The 15,234-nt window shown below is 44.3% G+C and carries 12 protein-coding genes and 1 other annotated feature; of the genes, 2 read left to right on the forward strand and 10 right to left on the reverse strand.

Annotation, left to right across the window (positions count from 1 at the left end):
* Positions 1 to 236: 236 nt before the first annotated feature.
* On the reverse strand, positions 237 to 3,422 hold the full coding sequence (gene lacZ / locus QNH15_RS22780) for a beta-galactosidase, LacZ type (RefSeq protein ID WP_283890756.1): 3,186 nt from the start codon (positions 3,420 to 3,422) through the stop codon (positions 237 to 239).
* 127 nt (positions 3,423 to 3,549) lie between these two features.
* Positions 3,550 to 4,818 (reverse strand): threonine ammonia-lyase IlvA, encoded by a 1,269-nt coding sequence (gene ilvA, locus QNH15_RS22785; RefSeq protein ID WP_283890757.1) that lies wholly within the window; start codon positions 4,816 to 4,818, stop codon positions 3,550 to 3,552.
* Positions 4,819 to 4,893: 75 nt separating this feature from the next.
* Positions 4,894 to 5,120 (reverse strand) — a binding site (T-box leader).
* 320 nt (positions 5,121 to 5,440) lie between these two features.
* Here ilvA and QNH15_RS22790 point away from each other — a divergent pair.
* Positions 5,441 to 6,988 (forward strand): 4-hydroxyphenylacetate 3-hydroxylase family protein, encoded by a 1,548-nt coding sequence (locus tag QNH15_RS22790; protein ID WP_283890758.1) that lies wholly within the window; start codon positions 5,441 to 5,443, stop codon positions 6,986 to 6,988.
* A 37-nt stretch (positions 6,989 to 7,025) separates the two neighbouring features.
* Entirely contained in the window at positions 7,026 to 7,574 is a 549-nt protein-coding gene (locus tag QNH15_RS22795) for an FAD synthetase (protein WP_283890759.1), read from the forward strand.
* Between the two features lie 59 nt (positions 7,575 to 7,633).
* On the opposite strand, the gene QNH15_RS22800 is transcribed toward QNH15_RS22795, so the two are convergent.
* The 8 genes from QNH15_RS22800 to QNH15_RS22835 form a co-directional block, all read right to left on the reverse strand.
* On the reverse strand, positions 7,634 to 8,095 hold the full coding sequence (locus QNH15_RS22800; RefSeq protein WP_283890760.1) for a GNAT family N-acetyltransferase: 462 nt from the start codon (positions 8,093 to 8,095) through the stop codon (positions 7,634 to 7,636).
* 58 nt (positions 8,096 to 8,153) lie between these two features.
* Positions 8,154 to 8,615 carry a helix-turn-helix domain-containing protein gene (locus QNH15_RS22805; protein WP_283890761.1) on the reverse strand — a complete coding sequence of 154 codons (462 nt, stop codon included), beginning with the start codon at positions 8,613 to 8,615 and terminating at the stop codon, positions 8,154 to 8,156.
* A gap of 85 nt (positions 8,616 to 8,700) precedes the next feature.
* Positions 8,701 to 9,972: a XylR N-terminal domain-containing protein gene (locus QNH15_RS22810; RefSeq protein ID WP_283890762.1), complete on the reverse strand. Its 1,272-nt coding sequence runs from the start codon at positions 9,970 to 9,972 to the stop codon at positions 8,701 to 8,703.
* Between the two features lie 23 nt (positions 9,973 to 9,995).
* Positions 9,996 to 10,463: a flavin reductase family protein gene (locus tag QNH15_RS22815; RefSeq protein ID WP_283890763.1), complete on the reverse strand. Its 468-nt coding sequence runs from the start codon at positions 10,461 to 10,463 to the stop codon at positions 9,996 to 9,998.
* Between the two features lie 212 nt (positions 10,464 to 10,675).
* Positions 10,676 to 11,128 carry a C40 family peptidase gene (locus QNH15_RS22820; protein ID WP_283890765.1) on the reverse strand — a complete coding sequence of 151 codons (453 nt, stop codon included), beginning with the start codon at positions 11,126 to 11,128 and terminating at the stop codon, positions 10,676 to 10,678.
* A 208-nt stretch (positions 11,129 to 11,336) separates the two neighbouring features.
* Entirely contained in the window at positions 11,337 to 13,055 is a 1,719-nt protein-coding gene (locus QNH15_RS22825; RefSeq protein WP_283895725.1) for an ABC transporter ATP-binding protein, read from the reverse strand.
* A 149-nt stretch (positions 13,056 to 13,204) separates the two neighbouring features.
* The gene (locus tag QNH15_RS22830) at positions 13,205 to 14,176 is read right to left on the reverse strand and encodes a Gfo/Idh/MocA family protein (RefSeq protein ID WP_283890767.1); all 972 of its coding nucleotides are present in this window, start codon (positions 14,174 to 14,176) and stop codon (positions 13,205 to 13,207) included.
* Complete coding sequence (locus QNH15_RS22835) at positions 14,176 to 15,129, reverse strand: Gfo/Idh/MocA family protein (protein ID WP_283890769.1); 954 nt, start codon at positions 15,127 to 15,129, stop codon at positions 14,176 to 14,178. Before QNH15_RS22835 ends, QNH15_RS22830 begins: the two co-directional genes overlap by 1 nt.
* Positions 15,130 to 15,234 lie beyond the last annotated feature (105 nt).

The raw sequence follows: 15,234 nt of genomic DNA on the forward strand, positions 1-15,234 counted from the left end.
AAACGGAAACCTTTGTATCAGGAACCGAGAGACAGAGCAAAAGCATCGGAACAACTGTTTTACTCACGGTTTCGTGCGGATTACTCACGGATTTTTTTGTCTTACTCACCGTTTTCATCCAATTACGCACGGAAATCAGGTCATTACTCACCATTTTTGAACAATTACTCACCAAACCAATCATTTTCATAAAAAAAGATGACGCAGAGATTACCGCGTCATCCTACTTGGTCTATTTAACTTTTCACCGTACGAATCTTTTCTTCAAAACTGATCTTTCCAAGCTCCGCAGCCGGCATCTGCCCCTCATTAAAAGGTTTCAGGCGGACGGCAAACTGAAAATCCCCCGTATGCAGCTGATATTTATTCAATACATCCGGGCCGCAGCTGGCAGATCCAAGCCCATGCTGCTGATGATCCAGATGCAGCACAATATGATTTTCTTGTACTAACTCATGCGTATGCTTGGCGGCCTCTAGCGTTTCCACCGAATAACGGGAAGCACCGAAATCGATCACGGGTATTCCTCCTGCAAACAAGCCAGTGCCATAATGATTGGTAAACGACGCCCAGCGGACTTCGTGCCGGTTGCCGTTTTCCTGTGGCAGCACGTATGGTGTGTAAAGCCCATTTACATTAGTCCTCCAGACTCCAATTCGTCCAGCCTGCTTGCTGTCAATGTAGGATTCTCCTGGTCCGCTGCCATACCACTTCACCTGATCCAATTCGTTCGGCAGCTCAAGCTGCAGTCCGATTCTCGGCAGTGTGGCAGGATAGTTCCCTTCAGGCCGGCCCTCTGCTTTTAAAACCACATCGCCGCTTCCATAAATCTCGTACATTAGCGTTGCAGAAATCCCCCAGCTTAGCTTAGCCGGTGCAATTCGATATTTGGCCGCAAGTCTAACGCTCTTATCATCAACAGAAACCTCATATGTGAAAGAGATTAACCGCTGCTGCAGCTGATTCAGGCCATGTTCCACCCACTGGTCATAGGAAGATACCGCCTTCCATCCTGAATTCGCCAAATAATCATTGTCGATCGGTGCTCTCCAGAAGTGAAGCTTTGGCCCTTTTTCCAGCACAGAAGACCCCTCATGTGTCCAAGATTCCATTCGTCCATTCAATTTGTTGAACACGGCCTCAAATGCCTGGCCTTTTACTTGCACTTTATGCGGCTCTTCCACTGTTTCCAAATCAGGCATAACACGTCTGTCCATTACCGCAGCTTCTGCGTGAACAGGAAGCTTGAACTGCGACCAGGCGACCTCATGCCCCGCTTTTGCCCAAGCAGTATCAGAGATCAAGGTAAACGAAAGGTTCAGCCAGTAATCTGTTCCAGACTGAATGACAACCGGAAGAGCATATGGAACAGCTATCTCTTTCGTTTCACCTGCTTGAATATCCTCCAGTAACTCGACTCCACTGCTCATTCGTTTGCCATCGGCTTCAATGGACCAGTTTAACTGCAAGTGATTAAGTGAAAGAAAATCATAGCGGTTGAGAATGGAAACTCTCCCGTTTTTCAAATCCCGCTCTTCCACCAATACCGGCTCGATGACTTTTTTGTACTCGCCCAATGCTGGGGAAGGAGTATGATCCGGCATAACCAGTCCGTCGATCACGAAATTTCCGTCGTGAGGCTGCTCGCCAAAGTCTCCACCATAGGCAAAGTATTCTTCACCATCCGCTGTTTGTTGGCGAATGCCGTGATCCAGCCACTCCCAGACGAAACCGCCCTGCAAGCGGGGATAGTTATAGAAGGTTTCCCAATATTCCTTTAATCCTCCAGGTCCATTTCCCATGGCATGCGCATATTCACATAAAATATGAGGCTTTTCCAAATCGGTCCGGCTCCCCAATTGGTCCATGATCTCAACTGCGGTATACATGGTGGTGAACACATCTGAGGCAACGGGTTCGCGTTTCGGGTTGTTGTCATCCTTGACCATGATTTCCCGTACTTCTCCCTCATAATGAACGAGACGCGAAGGATCTCGTTGTTTGGCCCATTCTGCCATCGCCACATGGTTCTGGCCGAATCCCGACTCATTTCCAAGCGACCACATAATAATGGAAGGATGATTTTTATCCCGCTCGACCATGCGGCGCATCCGGTCCATATACGCTTCCTGCCAGTCCGGATCCTCACTGAGCTGGTGCATATTATCAGTAAATACAAAGCCATGGCATTCAAGATCAGCTTCACCTATCACATATAATCCATACTCATCACACAGGTCATAAAATTTCGGATCGTTTGGATAATGAGAGGTTCTCACGGCATTGATGTTATGAGTCTTCATCAACCTCACATCTTCGATCATCCATTCCAGCGGAACCGCACGTCCAAAATCAGGATGATGGTCATGCCGGTTAACCCCTTTCAGCTTGATCGGTACTCCGTTAACAAGGAATAATCCGTCCTTTAGTTCAACACTGCGGAATCCTGTTCTGGCTGCTAGTTCTTCGATCGTATTTCCTTGATCATCTTTAAGCGTAAGAAGAAGGTGATACAAATACGGTGATTCTGCTGACCATTTTTCAGGATTCATTACGGGCATCGACAGCGTTAGCCGTGCTTTATCGAAAGGATCAACTGAGATTTCCTCTCTTTTATCAACACCATTTACAGCTTTAAAATCCCTGTCCAATAACGATACTTCTACGTGGTAGCCCTTACATTTTTTCGAATGATGATTATGCACGTCCACATCCAAATGAAGAACAGCGTCCTGATAGTTTTCGTCCAGCTCTGTCCGGATAAAATAATCGTTCACGTGAACATGAGTCTGCGCAATTAAATACACATCTCTGAAAATCCCGCTTAGCCACCACATATCCTGATCCTCTATGTAACTCGCTTCAGACCATTGATAGACTTGTACAGCCAGCGTGTTTTTACCTTCTCTGATGAGAGAAGTGATATCGAATTCCGAAGGCGAACGGCTCCCCTGGCTGTATCCTGCTTCCTCGCCATTCACCCACACGTGAAAACTGCTGTCCACACCTTCAAAACGGAGAAGGATGTTTTGCTCTTGCCAGCCATCCGGTACATAAAATTCCCGTCTGTAGGAACCCGCAGGATTCTCATTGGGAATATAGGGTGGATCTACAGGAAACGGATATTGGACATTCGTATAATGAGGATGTCCATAACCGTTCATTTGCCAGTTGGAAGGCACCGGGATCTCATCCCAGTTCTCAACATTGAAGTCATCCCTTTGAAAACCAACAGGTGCCAGTGCCGGCTGATCTGCATAATAAAATTTCCACATTCCATTAAGCAGCTTAAACCTGGAGGATCTTCCTTTTTCATAAGATAGGGCAGATACTTTGTCTTCATAGGAGACAAAGCAAGAGCGTGCCGGCTCCCGGTTCCTTTCTAGCACCAGAAGGTTTTCCCAATCATTTTTTGTGTTCATTTTCTTCACTCCTTTGCTTCAGTTTTCAGTGTAACGTTTTCTATAACCTTCCTCTTATTCCTGCCTTATTGCTTTAAATCGAAGAAGTAAAAAAAGATGGCACATATTTGTACCATCTTTCTCCCTCTTACACCAACAACTGAAACAATGTTTTGTCCTGATTGACATTTTGATAGGCAAATCCTTTGCGGTTCATCCGCTCGATCAGCTCCGGATAGTCCTCTTTGTGCTTCAGTTCGATGCCGACCAGGGCCGGCCCGCTTTCTTTGTTGTTTTTCTTCGTATATTCAAATCGGTTAATGTCATCATCAGGTCCGAGCACTTCATCCAGGAATTCACGAAGCGCGCCGGCCCGCTGTGGAAAATGAACAATGAAATAATGCTGCAAGCCTTCATAGATCATGGAACGTTCCTTGATTTCCTGCATGCGGCCGATGTCGTTGTTTCCTCCGCTCACAACACAAACGACGGTTTTGCCTTTGATCTCCTCTGCATACTCGTCCAGTGCAGCAAGTGCAAGCGATCCGGTTGGTTCAGCCACGATTGCATTCTTGTTATAAAGCGATAAAAGCGTGGAACAAACTTTTCCTTCAGGTACTACCACGATATCGTCCAAGATCTGCTGGCAGATTTCATACGTGATCTCCCCTACATTTTTTACAGCAGCACCGTCCACAAACGGATCAATACGGTCGAGGCATACATGTTTTCCCTTAAGCATGCATTCGTTCATCGCTGCCGCCCCAGCAGGCTCCGCGCCAATGACCTTCGTTTGCGGAGATACGCTTTTCATGAATGTGCCCATTCCAGCTGCCAGTCCGCCGCCGCCAATCGGGACAAACATGTAATCGATGTTATCATCACAGTCATTCAGGATTTCCACTGCGACCGTCCCTTGCCCGGCAATTACGTCCTCATTGTCATAAGGATGGATAAACGTCCGGTTTTCCTCGCGGCTGCTGGCAATCGCTTGCTCGTAGGCATCGTCAAACGTGTCACCTGTGAGCACTACTTCAACGTGTTCGCCGCCGAAGAACTTGACCTGGTTCACTTTTTGCTTTGGCGTAGTGGTCGGCATAAAGATCTTGCCGTTGCTTTGCAAGAGGTGGCAGGAATAGGCAACACCCTGTGCATGGTTTCCGGCACTGGCACATGCGATGCCGTTGGCGAGCTCCTGCGGGCTAAGCTTCTTAATCCGGTTATACGCCCCGCGGATCTTGAAGGAGCGGACCACCTGCAAGTCCTCCCGTTTCAAATATAATTTACAGTCATACTGTGCGGACAATAAAGGATTATATTGCAAAGGGGTATGAAGGACCACATCCTTGATGCGCTGATTGGCGATCATGATGTCTTCCACCAGCACCGTTCTTTGTTTTTGCTGTACCTGTTCCATGTTCCTCTTCCTTTCCCGTTCGTTTTTTCACAAATAAAAAACCCATATTTTTTACAAATAAAAAACTCATCCCTTTTTAGGGACGAGTTTGGCTCGCGTTACCACCCTAGTTCCGGAGCGAAAACAGGCTCCGGCTCTTAGTCAACCGACATTTTAACGGAAACTACCGACAAAGCTTACTTTATCGTTCAGCTTTGCTTCTCAGAGATGATCTTCAGATAATGTTTGTTCACCGGCTCCCACCCAATCCGGCTCTCTTTGGAACAAAAATATTATCCTACTGTTCTCGTCATTGAATTTTCTGATCAATTTTAAAATTAAGGTTAACAGCTTCAAAATGACAAGTCAATAAGTTTATTATAAATTTTGAATATTCTTTTAATGTAAGCGTAATCATTGATTCCTTAACTACAAATAATTATTAAAACTCTTTTTAGTAAAGAATCCAGCGTGACCATTCTAATTCTTAATAATATGGATTATTTCAGCAATTATGCTATATGTCCTGCAAATTGTATAAGAAAGTAACCAGTTGTCCCTATGTTTTTACAGTTTAATTATTTCATTTGCTTATCCATAATGAAATTATAGTTTGAAAGCGCTTTAAAAAGGAGGAAATGAAATGAGTACCCAACAAAAAGAACTGGTCAAAACCCCGCTGACAGGCCAGGATTTCCTGGAAAGTCTGAGAGACGGCCGTGAAGTTTGGATTCACGGGGAGAAAGTTAAAGACGTAACAACACACCCTGCTTTTCGGAACTCCGCAAGATCAATCGCAAGATTATACGACGCGCTTCATGAGGAAAAAACAAAAGACATATTAACTGTAGAGACGGACACTGGAAATGGGGGCTATACCCACAAGTTTTTTCAAGTCGATAAAGATGCACAGGACCTTTTAAAGTCAAGAAATGCCATTGCCCAATGGGCCAAGCTTTCTTATGGGCAAATGGGGAGATCTTCAGATTATAAAGCCAGCTTTTTGACAACATTAGGCGCCGATCCAGATTACTATGGTGAATATGCAGATAATGCACGGAAATGGTACAAGGAAGCACAGGAACGAAACTGGTTTTTCAACCATGCGATCATTAATCCGCCGGTGGATCGTAACAAACCTCTTGAGGCTGTAAAAGATATTTTCATTAAAGCCGTAGGAGAAACAGAGGAAGGCGTTATTGTGAGCGGAGCAAAAATGGTAGCGACCGGCTCGGCCTTAACCAACTACAATTTTGTCGCTAACTATGGTGCTGCCCCAGTCAGAGACGAGGACATGGCCCTTTGCTTTGTAGCTTCCATGGATACACCGGGAGTGAAGCTGGTGTGCAGAACTTCCTACGAAATGAATGCTGCTGTCATGGGCAGTCCCTATGATTCCCCTTTAAGCAGCCGCTTTGATGAAAATGATGCTGTACTTATTTTTGATAATGCTTTAATTCCTTGGGAAAATATTTTTATCTACAAGGATATTAATAAGATCAACAGCTTTTTTAAAGACAGCGGATTCCTAAACCGCTTTACATTTCACGGACTGACACGTCTGGCTGTGAAACTGGATTTTATCGCGGGACTGCTCCTGAAAGCTGTTAAAATCAATGGAACTGATACCTTCCGTGGCGTTCAGGCAAACGTGGGAGAAGTATTAGCCTGGAAAAACATGTTCTGGGCCATGAGCGATGCCATGGCTTTGAATCCAGACCAGGGACGAAACGGTACAGTTCTTCCCAATCTGAATTACGGCATGGCATATCGTGTCTTTATGTCAGAAGGTTGGCCGAAAATCAAAGAAATTATCGAAAACGTAGTAGCCGGCAGTCTGATTGTTCAGCCTTCCAGTGTCCATGACTGGAAAAATCCCGAACTCCGTCCATACCTGGACAAATTATACCGAGGATCCTATGGAGTAGAGGCCGTGGAGAAAATAAAGCTCATCAAATTGCTTTGGGATGTTGTGGGGACGGAATATGGAGGCAGGCATGAACTCTATGAAAGAAACTATTCCGGGAACCACGAAAACATTCGCCTGGAAAATGTCCATGTGGCAGAGGAAACCGGAGAGGCTGATCGGTTTAAAAACTTTGCAGAGGAATGCATGAACGATTATGACCTGGATGGCTGGACAACAGATGTATGGATCAACCCTGAAGACGTTAGTTATTTTTCCAAGTAAAAGGTAGAGGAAACGACTTAAATAAGGAGAGATAACATTGCAAGTATACAGAGAAAAGACGTTAAAACTCGAGCAATGTGTCATAACCATAGGCGCCTTTGACGGTATTCATATCGGGCACCAATCACTCATCTCCAATGCTGTCAGGCGGGCAAAGGATCTGAATGTCCCTTCCGTTGTCTACACCTTTGATCCCCCACCCCGTGTATACTTTCAAAATCAATTGCTGTTAACACCGGTGAGCGAAAAATTGAAATTCATTAAAAGATTAAATGTTGATTATGTGATTTTAGCAGATTTCAACCAGCAATATACAACGAGAGAAGCAAAGGATTTTATGAACGAACTAAGCGGATTATCTCCCAGGGAAGTGTGGGTAGGACCGAATTTCCAGTTCGGCAAAGGAAAAGAAGGAACAACAGCCTGTTTGGCCGAAAACTTTGTCACACATATTCATCCTTTAATCAAATGTTCCAAAGGGAAAACCGTTTCATCAACACGAATCAGAAATCTCATTCGGCACAAAAAAATGGATATGGCATGTGAGCTTCTGGGAAGACCCAACTTAGAAATCAGTGTTTATTAGATTAAAAAAGACTAAGTGCAGCCGGTTCATTGGCCTCACTTAGTCTTTTAAACTTCTGTTTATTTTTCACCATTTTTCATCATGTATAAAAACAATGTTCCGTCTACTGGAGATTTCTCATGTTTAAACCCTCGATAACCTAAACTCTCATAAAAGGCTATATTCTTATAGCTTTTTCTGCCGGTAAACAATTCATAATCGACATTCGTAAACAAGCGCTCAATCTCGGACATTAAGCGTTTTCCAATACCTTGATTCTGGCAATCAGGATGAACCATTAACTTCCCGATATAACAAATTCCATCCTTTTCAGTTGCCTTGACTGCACCTATGATGCTATCATTTTCCACACACTTTAAAAACGTACTCGTATCAAATGCATGTTTAACATTCTCCAGAGACTGTATCAATGGTTCAATTTCATAATTATTATAGATTTCTGCCTCCGTAATATACGCTTTTTTTTGAAGCGTAAGAATTTCCTCTGCGTCATCAACCGTTGCTCTGACAATTACCTGCATAAATTACACCTGCCCTTTCAATGGTTGCGCGTAATAATTAATGGATCCTGCAAAGGCGTTATTGTGAAAGATTCCAATCGGTAAGGGTTAAATCTTTATTGATGATTTGAATGGCAAAATAAACAGCAGTGGCCAGCTGATATTTAAACCGGCCAGCGCCTGTTTTAAGGTCGGCCTTGCATATGGACTCGATTTTCTCCATACGGTAACGAAGGCCCGCAATTGAAAGATGAAGATTATCGGCCGTTTGCTGCAAATTACCGTTATAATCCAGGTACGATTTTAGCGTGATAATCAAGTTCCCTTGATTCAGTTGATCATATTCGATTAATTTCCCCAGAGTATTTCTACAAAAATCAATCATCTCTTCCTGGTTCGTGCCTTTTAGAAGCATCATGACCGATTCTAGCTCTTCAAAATAGGAAGCTCTGCTTTCGGTTGGATAGGCGAGCCGTATAAATTCACCAATATGGCATGCATCTTGATAACTCTTTGCCAAATCCTTTACATGTCCAGCCACCCGGCCCACACTAAGGTAAGTGGTCGCCTGCTTAAACTTAATTTGAAGCGAAGCATGAAGCTGTTTGGAGAACTTCTCTATGTCGTCAACATGTTGGGTTATCCAAAATAAAAACGATGTCGTGGCCCATAAAAAAAATATCCTTTTTCGGATAGTCATTCACCAAGTATTGAAGCACCGGTTCCTTTAAGGATGTCGGTTGCACATGAATGGTAAGAATCCGGTTTGAGACGTTAGGGTTAAAATCAAATACATTCATATTATGTTGAAACATGCTGTCATCATATTTATTACGAATGAGATCATCAAAACAGTTGGCTTTCTTCTCCCAAATGGATTGAGCAAGCTTCTTCTGGTGAAAAAGCTGTATCGTAAAAATTTTAAGCGAACGCTGGATGATCAGATTCTCTTTTTGATTAAGAGGATGATCGCTAATGAGTATCATTATTCCAAGGTGTTTAGTGTTCGCCTGTATCGGAAAGGTTTCGATACATTCTTTGTTTTTGCAGTTTGTTTTACCATCATCTTTCCATTGATGGTATAACGATTGATGAGAGCCGGCCATAAAATTTTTAATAGGTGTGCCGTGATCCAAATCAATTACAATACTTTTTTGAAGAATATCTGCAATAAAGGATACCGTTTCCTGAATACTTTTGTCTGCCAGCATCATATCTGTTAATTGTTTCTGTACCTGCTCTGATTCCATAATATGATCATTCAGTTCCTGTACCTCTTTATAGACTCTGTCCAATTCAGATAAAAGAGATTCAGTTTCATAGTACCCTAGATCCTGGCGGTGCTGTTTATCCGACAAGTCCAATCTTTTGGCAACAAAACGGCAGTTGGTATCCCCTTTCCCCAGACATTTTTCCTCGTATACCAAAACCTTTTTTCCATAGGTCTTGGTTAAATAGCCACTCGCATAGCCAACAAGAATCCAGCAAACTGGATCCTTACTGTGGCCGTAATGCTTTGTATGTTCAATGGCTTCAAAAGAATCCTTCCACTGCCCTGTAAAGTAAAGGTATTCCTCATTAATCTCAATGGTATCCGGTTCCGCAGTGGCAACCCCCTCAAGTGAATGAAGGTATGGACCTGCCAGCAACAGGTCCTTTTTGGATTTCCATTCATATATTTCTTCAATATTTTCCCCTGACTTATAACCGCATGCCCAGCCATACCTCATAAGAAACCCTTTCGCCCTCTCCATCCCTAACGTATTGACCAAGTCTCTTCTGAGAAAACCTAATGCTTCTACGGAAAATAAGGCCATTCGTTTATTGTTGAATTTGATCATGCCAGTGCGGGGATTTATATCGATTAAATTCTCAAAAAGTAACTGATAAGGTTTCATACCTTTTCCCACTTTCCATTGCTTCAGACTGATTTGGTGACAACAGCTGAGAATTTACCACAATAATAGCCAAGAGGATTTCCCTCGTTATATTTAAAATCCTGAACCTTTCCAACATAAAGAATATGATCTCCTCCATCATATTCCGCCCATGGTTCACACTCGATATAAGCCAGTGTATCTTTCAGGCGATTGCATAGGGTTCCTTCTTCCCAATCAAACGGCGGTACCGCAAGCGGACGTCCGGCAAAATGCATCGCCACATCCTGTTGTTCCTCTCTTAAAATGTTCACTGTAAAACAATTCTTTTTCAACCGCTTTAACGCCTTGGTTTTCTTATCCACAGAAACCAAAACAAGCGGAGGATCCAAAGAAACAGATGTAAATGAATTTGCCGTTAAACCGTGAGTACCTTCCTCTGTATCACAAGTAACAATGGTTACACCTGTGGCAAAACGGCCCATACAATTCCTTATCTCTCTTCCATCCATAATACCCCTCCTTATTTGATAACGCTTTCATATTTTTAATTTTAGCAATTATTAAAATAATGATAAACCACAAAAAAAGAGGGTGTGGATGCAGAAAACTGTATGAATTTGCGAAAGGCTGCAATGATTGCAGTCTACAAAAAAATTACTCCTGTACAAACTGCAGTTTTATAAAAATATAAAAACCGCCCATATAGGAGCGGTTTGATTAATTATATTCTTTTTGCACCAATATAGCGCGGATGCCAGTAGCTGTTGCTGGTTGTTGTAATGGAAACTCCGTGGGAGGTAGCGGCCTGAATCATTTTTCCGCTTCCCATGTACATGGCAACATGCGTAGGGCGTGAAGCTCTGTTGGGTGCGAAAAACATAAGATCGCCAACCTTTAGAGATTTCACTTTTGTTCCTTTATTATACATTTCAGCTGCTGTACGAGGCAGCGTCTTTCCTGATTTGCTATATGAGTATTTCACTAGTCCGGAGCAGTCAAACCCTCTTGGAGACATGCCTCCCCAAAGATAGCGGACGCCCAAATTGGACTTAGCGACCGAAATGGCTTTTGTATGGTATGTAGTCGAAGCAGCTTCACTCTTGGATGGTGATACTAGGACTGTAGTAAAAATAGCGGCAAGCAACAATAATGCTAGAAGATTCTTTTTTAACATTGAGTTGTGTTCCTCCTGTTGTTTTCTACCTGTCTAACTATATAGCACGTAGGTAACAGGAATATAGCACCACCATTACATTTATATTACAAAATAAAGCAGGATTATCCAACGTTCGCTAAATTCTTTAAAAATATCTCCGACGTTTTTACTAGAATTACAAAAAAGCTGCCGTTTGGCAGCTTTTTCAATGCGTCTATAGAATTTGTTACACCATCTGCGTCTGCAGCAGCTGATAATAATCTCCTTCACCGGCAACCAGTGCTTCATGGCTGCCTTCTTCCTGAATTTGTCCGTCTTTGACGACAATGATTTTATCGGCATTGCGAATGGTGGATAAACGGTGGGCGATGATAATAGTTGTACGGTCTTTGGACAATTCATCGAGCGCCGCCTGGATCGCACGCTCGGTCTTCGTATCCAGTGCCGATGTAGCCTCATCCAGAATCAAGATCGCCGGGTCTTTCAGAAACATGCGGGCGATGGAAATGCGCTGCTTTTGCCCGCCCGACAGCTTCACGCCGCGCTCGCCGATCGTTGTTTCAAGCCCTTCCGGCAGACTCTCGATGAGTTCTTCCAGCTGAGCGCTTCGGATGGCGTTCCACAGCACCTCTTCACTCGCTTCAAAGTCACCATACATAATATTGTCCCGAATCGTTCCGTCAAAAAGATAAATATCCTGCTGGACGATACCGATCTGGCCGCGCAACGATTGCAATGTCAGGTCACGCACATCCATGCCGTCGATGGTGATCGTTCCTTCAGTAATATCATAAAAACGGGGAATCAAAGAGCACAGCGTCGTTTTTCCGCCGCCGGATGGCCCTACCAGAGCCAGCGTTTCCCCGGCCCGAACACGGAACGAAATATTTTCAAGCACAGACTGGTCCTCTTCATAATCAAAGCTTACATTTTCAAATGCGATGTCACCACGGACATGGGCAACCTCAATCGCATCTTCCTTATCCTTAATGGAAGGCTCCATATCCAATACTTCAAGGTACCGCCTGAACCCTGCATACCCTTTTGGCAGCAGCTCGAGAATTTGGTTGATGTGCTTGATCGGTGCGATGAAGACGTTAGAGAGCATGACAAACGCGACAAACTCCCCATATGTCATCTGGTCGTTAATAACAAACCAGGAACCGCAGCCGAGAACCAGCAATAAGATGATCTTCATAAGGGCGAAGTTGATGGAGCTGCTCCACGCCATGATTTTGTAGGCAACCAGCTTGGCAATGCGAAAGCCGGCATTTGTGCCTTTGAACAAGTTAATTTCATGCTCTTCTTTTGTAAAAGATTGCACGATACGGATTCCGCCAATGTTGTTTTCAATCCGGGCGTTGTAACCGGCAATCTTTTCATACATCGTATGAAACGCTTTGGACATTTTTTTGCTGTAAAAGAGAGAAACAAAAATGATGATCGGAATCGCGACAGCAAGAATTAAAGCCAGTTGCCAGTTGATGTTAAACATAATGGCAAAGGAACCGACGATCGTCATCATCGCGATGAACAAATCCTCCGGACCGTGGTGAGCCACTTCGCCGATGTCCATTAAGTCATTCGTCAAACCGGATACGAGATGGCCGGTTTTATTGTTGTCAAAAAACGAAAAGGACTGTCTCTGCAGCTTGGCAAACAAATCTCTGCGAAGATCCGTTTCAATGCCCACCCCAAGCCGGTGACCGAAGTAGGTGACCACATAGTTCATGAACGTGCTCAAGATAAAAACAAACAGCAAAATGATACAAGCAATCGAAATCCAGCGCCAGTTGCTTGTTGGCAGCAAGTCGTCAATCACACGGTTCATGGCAACAGGAAATGCAAGCTCCAGCAGAGCAACGAAAACCGCACAGCTGAAGTCCAGAATAAACAGCCCTTTATATGGTTTATAATATGAGGCGAAACGTTTGATCGTATCGATGGATGCCCCCTCCTTCTTGTTAAAATGTGAATCTCCAAAAAATGAGAAGGAGAAACTTCGTAATCTATTAACATCCTATCCTAATTGAGAATAATAATCAATTAAAATTACATAAATAGGGAGAAAAAAAGCACCTTTCAAAAAGGTGCTCATGCAATGGTGACCACTTCATGCTCCTTTGCCGACTGATAGGCAGCATCCACAATTTTGGTGGCCGCCACTCCGTCCCAGGCATTCGCAAGCTCGGTCTGTTGATTTTCAATGGTTTCTACAAAGGCATTCATCATATACAAGTATTCAAAGTCACCGTAATCGTGGTGAAGGGTCTTCGTATTGTTGTATTGAGTCACCTTCTGTGCGTAGGCCCTTAAATCAACTGCCCCTTGGGTTCCAGTAGCCCGGAGATCTATTCCTCCCCATGTCGGGAAGCCTTCCGGCCGTGACCAGCTTGGGTCGATATCGGCAATGATGCCGTTATTAAACTCGAGCTGGACATGTCCCACATCGTCAATCGTAATGCACGGAACCAAAAAGGAATCGGCTTCTGCATATACTTTTGAAACTTCCGCTCCGGTCAGCCATCTCATCAAATCAGCGAGATGCACGATATGATCCATCAGTGCGCCCCCGCCTGAAAGCTTTTTATCAATAAACCAGCCTTTCGGGCATTGCCCCGGATTTACCCCATGAAAAGCGAGCACTTCCCCAATTTGCTTTTGCTCAATCACTCGTTTCATTTCCATGGCCGGAGTATTGAATCTCAATGGAAAAGCGGTAGCCAATACCACGTCCTGTTCCACGGCCTTTTTCGCCATCCGCTCCGCGCTGACAGTAGATATGGCCAGTGGCTTTTCACAGAGAACGTGTTTATTCGCTTCAATGGCCGCAAGCACCAGCTCCTCATGCTTGGCATTCTCTGAACAGACGACCACCGCCTCACATACCGCCAGCGCATCATGGATATTTTCAAAGAAGACCGTCTGCAGGTCAGCCGCTTTCTTTTTTCCGCGATGAGCATCATCATCATAAATTCCGGCCAGCTCCGTACCCGTACATTGCTTTACCGCACTCGCGAAGGCTTCAAAGTGGACGTGAGCCGTTGATAAAATAGAGACCTTCATCAGGTATTCAGCTCCTTTACTAAGGAAATAGGCCGTTTTTCGTCCGCTGACTTCAAGGCCAGCAAAGCCACCCTCGTGCTTTCATAGGCGTCCTGGAGTGTAATGGGAACCGGCCGGTCGTTCCGAATGGCGTCTATAAATTCCCTCAGCTCGAGATACCAAGGGTCATCCCGTAAAAGTACGGCCGGAATCTCGGTGGAATCTTTTGAAGCAGAGACATTTTGATGAACCTGCAGCGGCAAGACATCCTGGCTGTTGTAGGTAAAGAGCTCATTTTCCTGCGCGATTTCTACTTCCTGAACAAAACCGCCGTCATACCTCCAGCTTCCTTCCAGCCGTGTGATAGACCCGTTCTCATGACGAAGGGTCAGTAATGCGTAGTAATGCTCAGTGTCACTTTGCGCAAAGATCCGAGTAACAGGCCCAAACGCCCAGCGTGCAAAATCAATGTCATGCAGTAAAAGATCAAGAATGACGCCACCGCTGTTCTTCCGTTCCAACGACCAGTTTTTCGCGCTAACCGGCAGCTGTGACCTGCGTGATAGCAGCGAAGACGCCGGCTTCCCAGGATTAATATTTTCTTTTAATTGGCGGTACTCGGGAAAATAACGAAGCACCTGTCCGACCATGACTTTGACATCCGAACGCTGTTCCTGCTCCAGCATGAATCGGCAGTCTTCCTCTGTATGTGCCATCGGTTTTTCAAGAAAAATATGCTTGCCTTTGGCTACCGCTTTTTCAAAAACTTCACGGTGCATAAAGGTTGGCAGGCAAATATCTACCACATCCGCATGCTCCAAGCACTCGTCCAGATCGTTGTATACCGGTATTCCCTCAATGCTCCCTGTTTTGGTGGTCGAGTAAATTCCGGCAACTTCAACGTCATTCATTTTTTGATAGGCACTTAAATGAATATTTCCAATAAAACCATAGCCCAAGATGACAACTTTCACAGCAGGCACCCCTTTCTTGACGAAAAATCATCTATTTTATACATTCCCTGTTCAGGCGGGAAGACCTGCTATATTTTTGAAGTGATGGGCGGCGTTTACTCACGA

Origin of the sequence: Fictibacillus enclensis, assembly GCF_030123385.1 — a bacterium.
Lineage (GTDB): Bacteria > Bacillota > Bacilli > Bacillales > Fictibacillaceae > Fictibacillus_C > Fictibacillus_C enclensis.

Excerpts from the sequence above, each read along its gene's own strand:
- lacZ (WP_283890756.1), bottom strand. The coding sequence starts at position 3,422 with ATGAACACAAAAAATGATTGGGAAAACCTTCTGGTGCTAGAAAGGAAC.
- ilvA (WP_283890757.1), bottom strand. The coding sequence starts at position 4,818 with ATGGAACAGGTACAGCAAAAACAAAGAACGGTGCTGGTGGAAGACATC.
- QNH15_RS22790 (WP_283890758.1), top strand. The coding sequence starts at position 5,441 with ATGAGTACCCAACAAAAAGAACTGGTCAAAACCCCGCTGACAGGCCAG.
- QNH15_RS22800 (WP_283890760.1), bottom strand. The coding sequence starts at position 8,095 with ATGCAGGTAATTGTCAGAGCAACGGTTGATGACGCAGAGGAAATTCTT.
- QNH15_RS22810 (WP_283890762.1), bottom strand. The coding sequence starts at position 9,972 with ATGAAACCTTATCAGTTACTTTTTGAGAATTTAATCGATATAAATCCC.
- QNH15_RS22815 (WP_283890763.1), bottom strand. The coding sequence starts at position 10,463 with ATGGATGGAAGAGAGATAAGGAATTGTATGGGCCGTTTTGCCACAGGT.
- QNH15_RS22820 (WP_283890765.1), bottom strand. The coding sequence starts at position 11,128 with ATGTTAAAAAAGAATCTTCTAGCATTATTGTTGCTTGCCGCTATTTTT.
- QNH15_RS22830 (WP_283890767.1), bottom strand. The coding sequence starts at position 14,176 with ATGAAGGTCTCTATTTTATCAACGGCTCACGTCCACTTTGAAGCCTTC.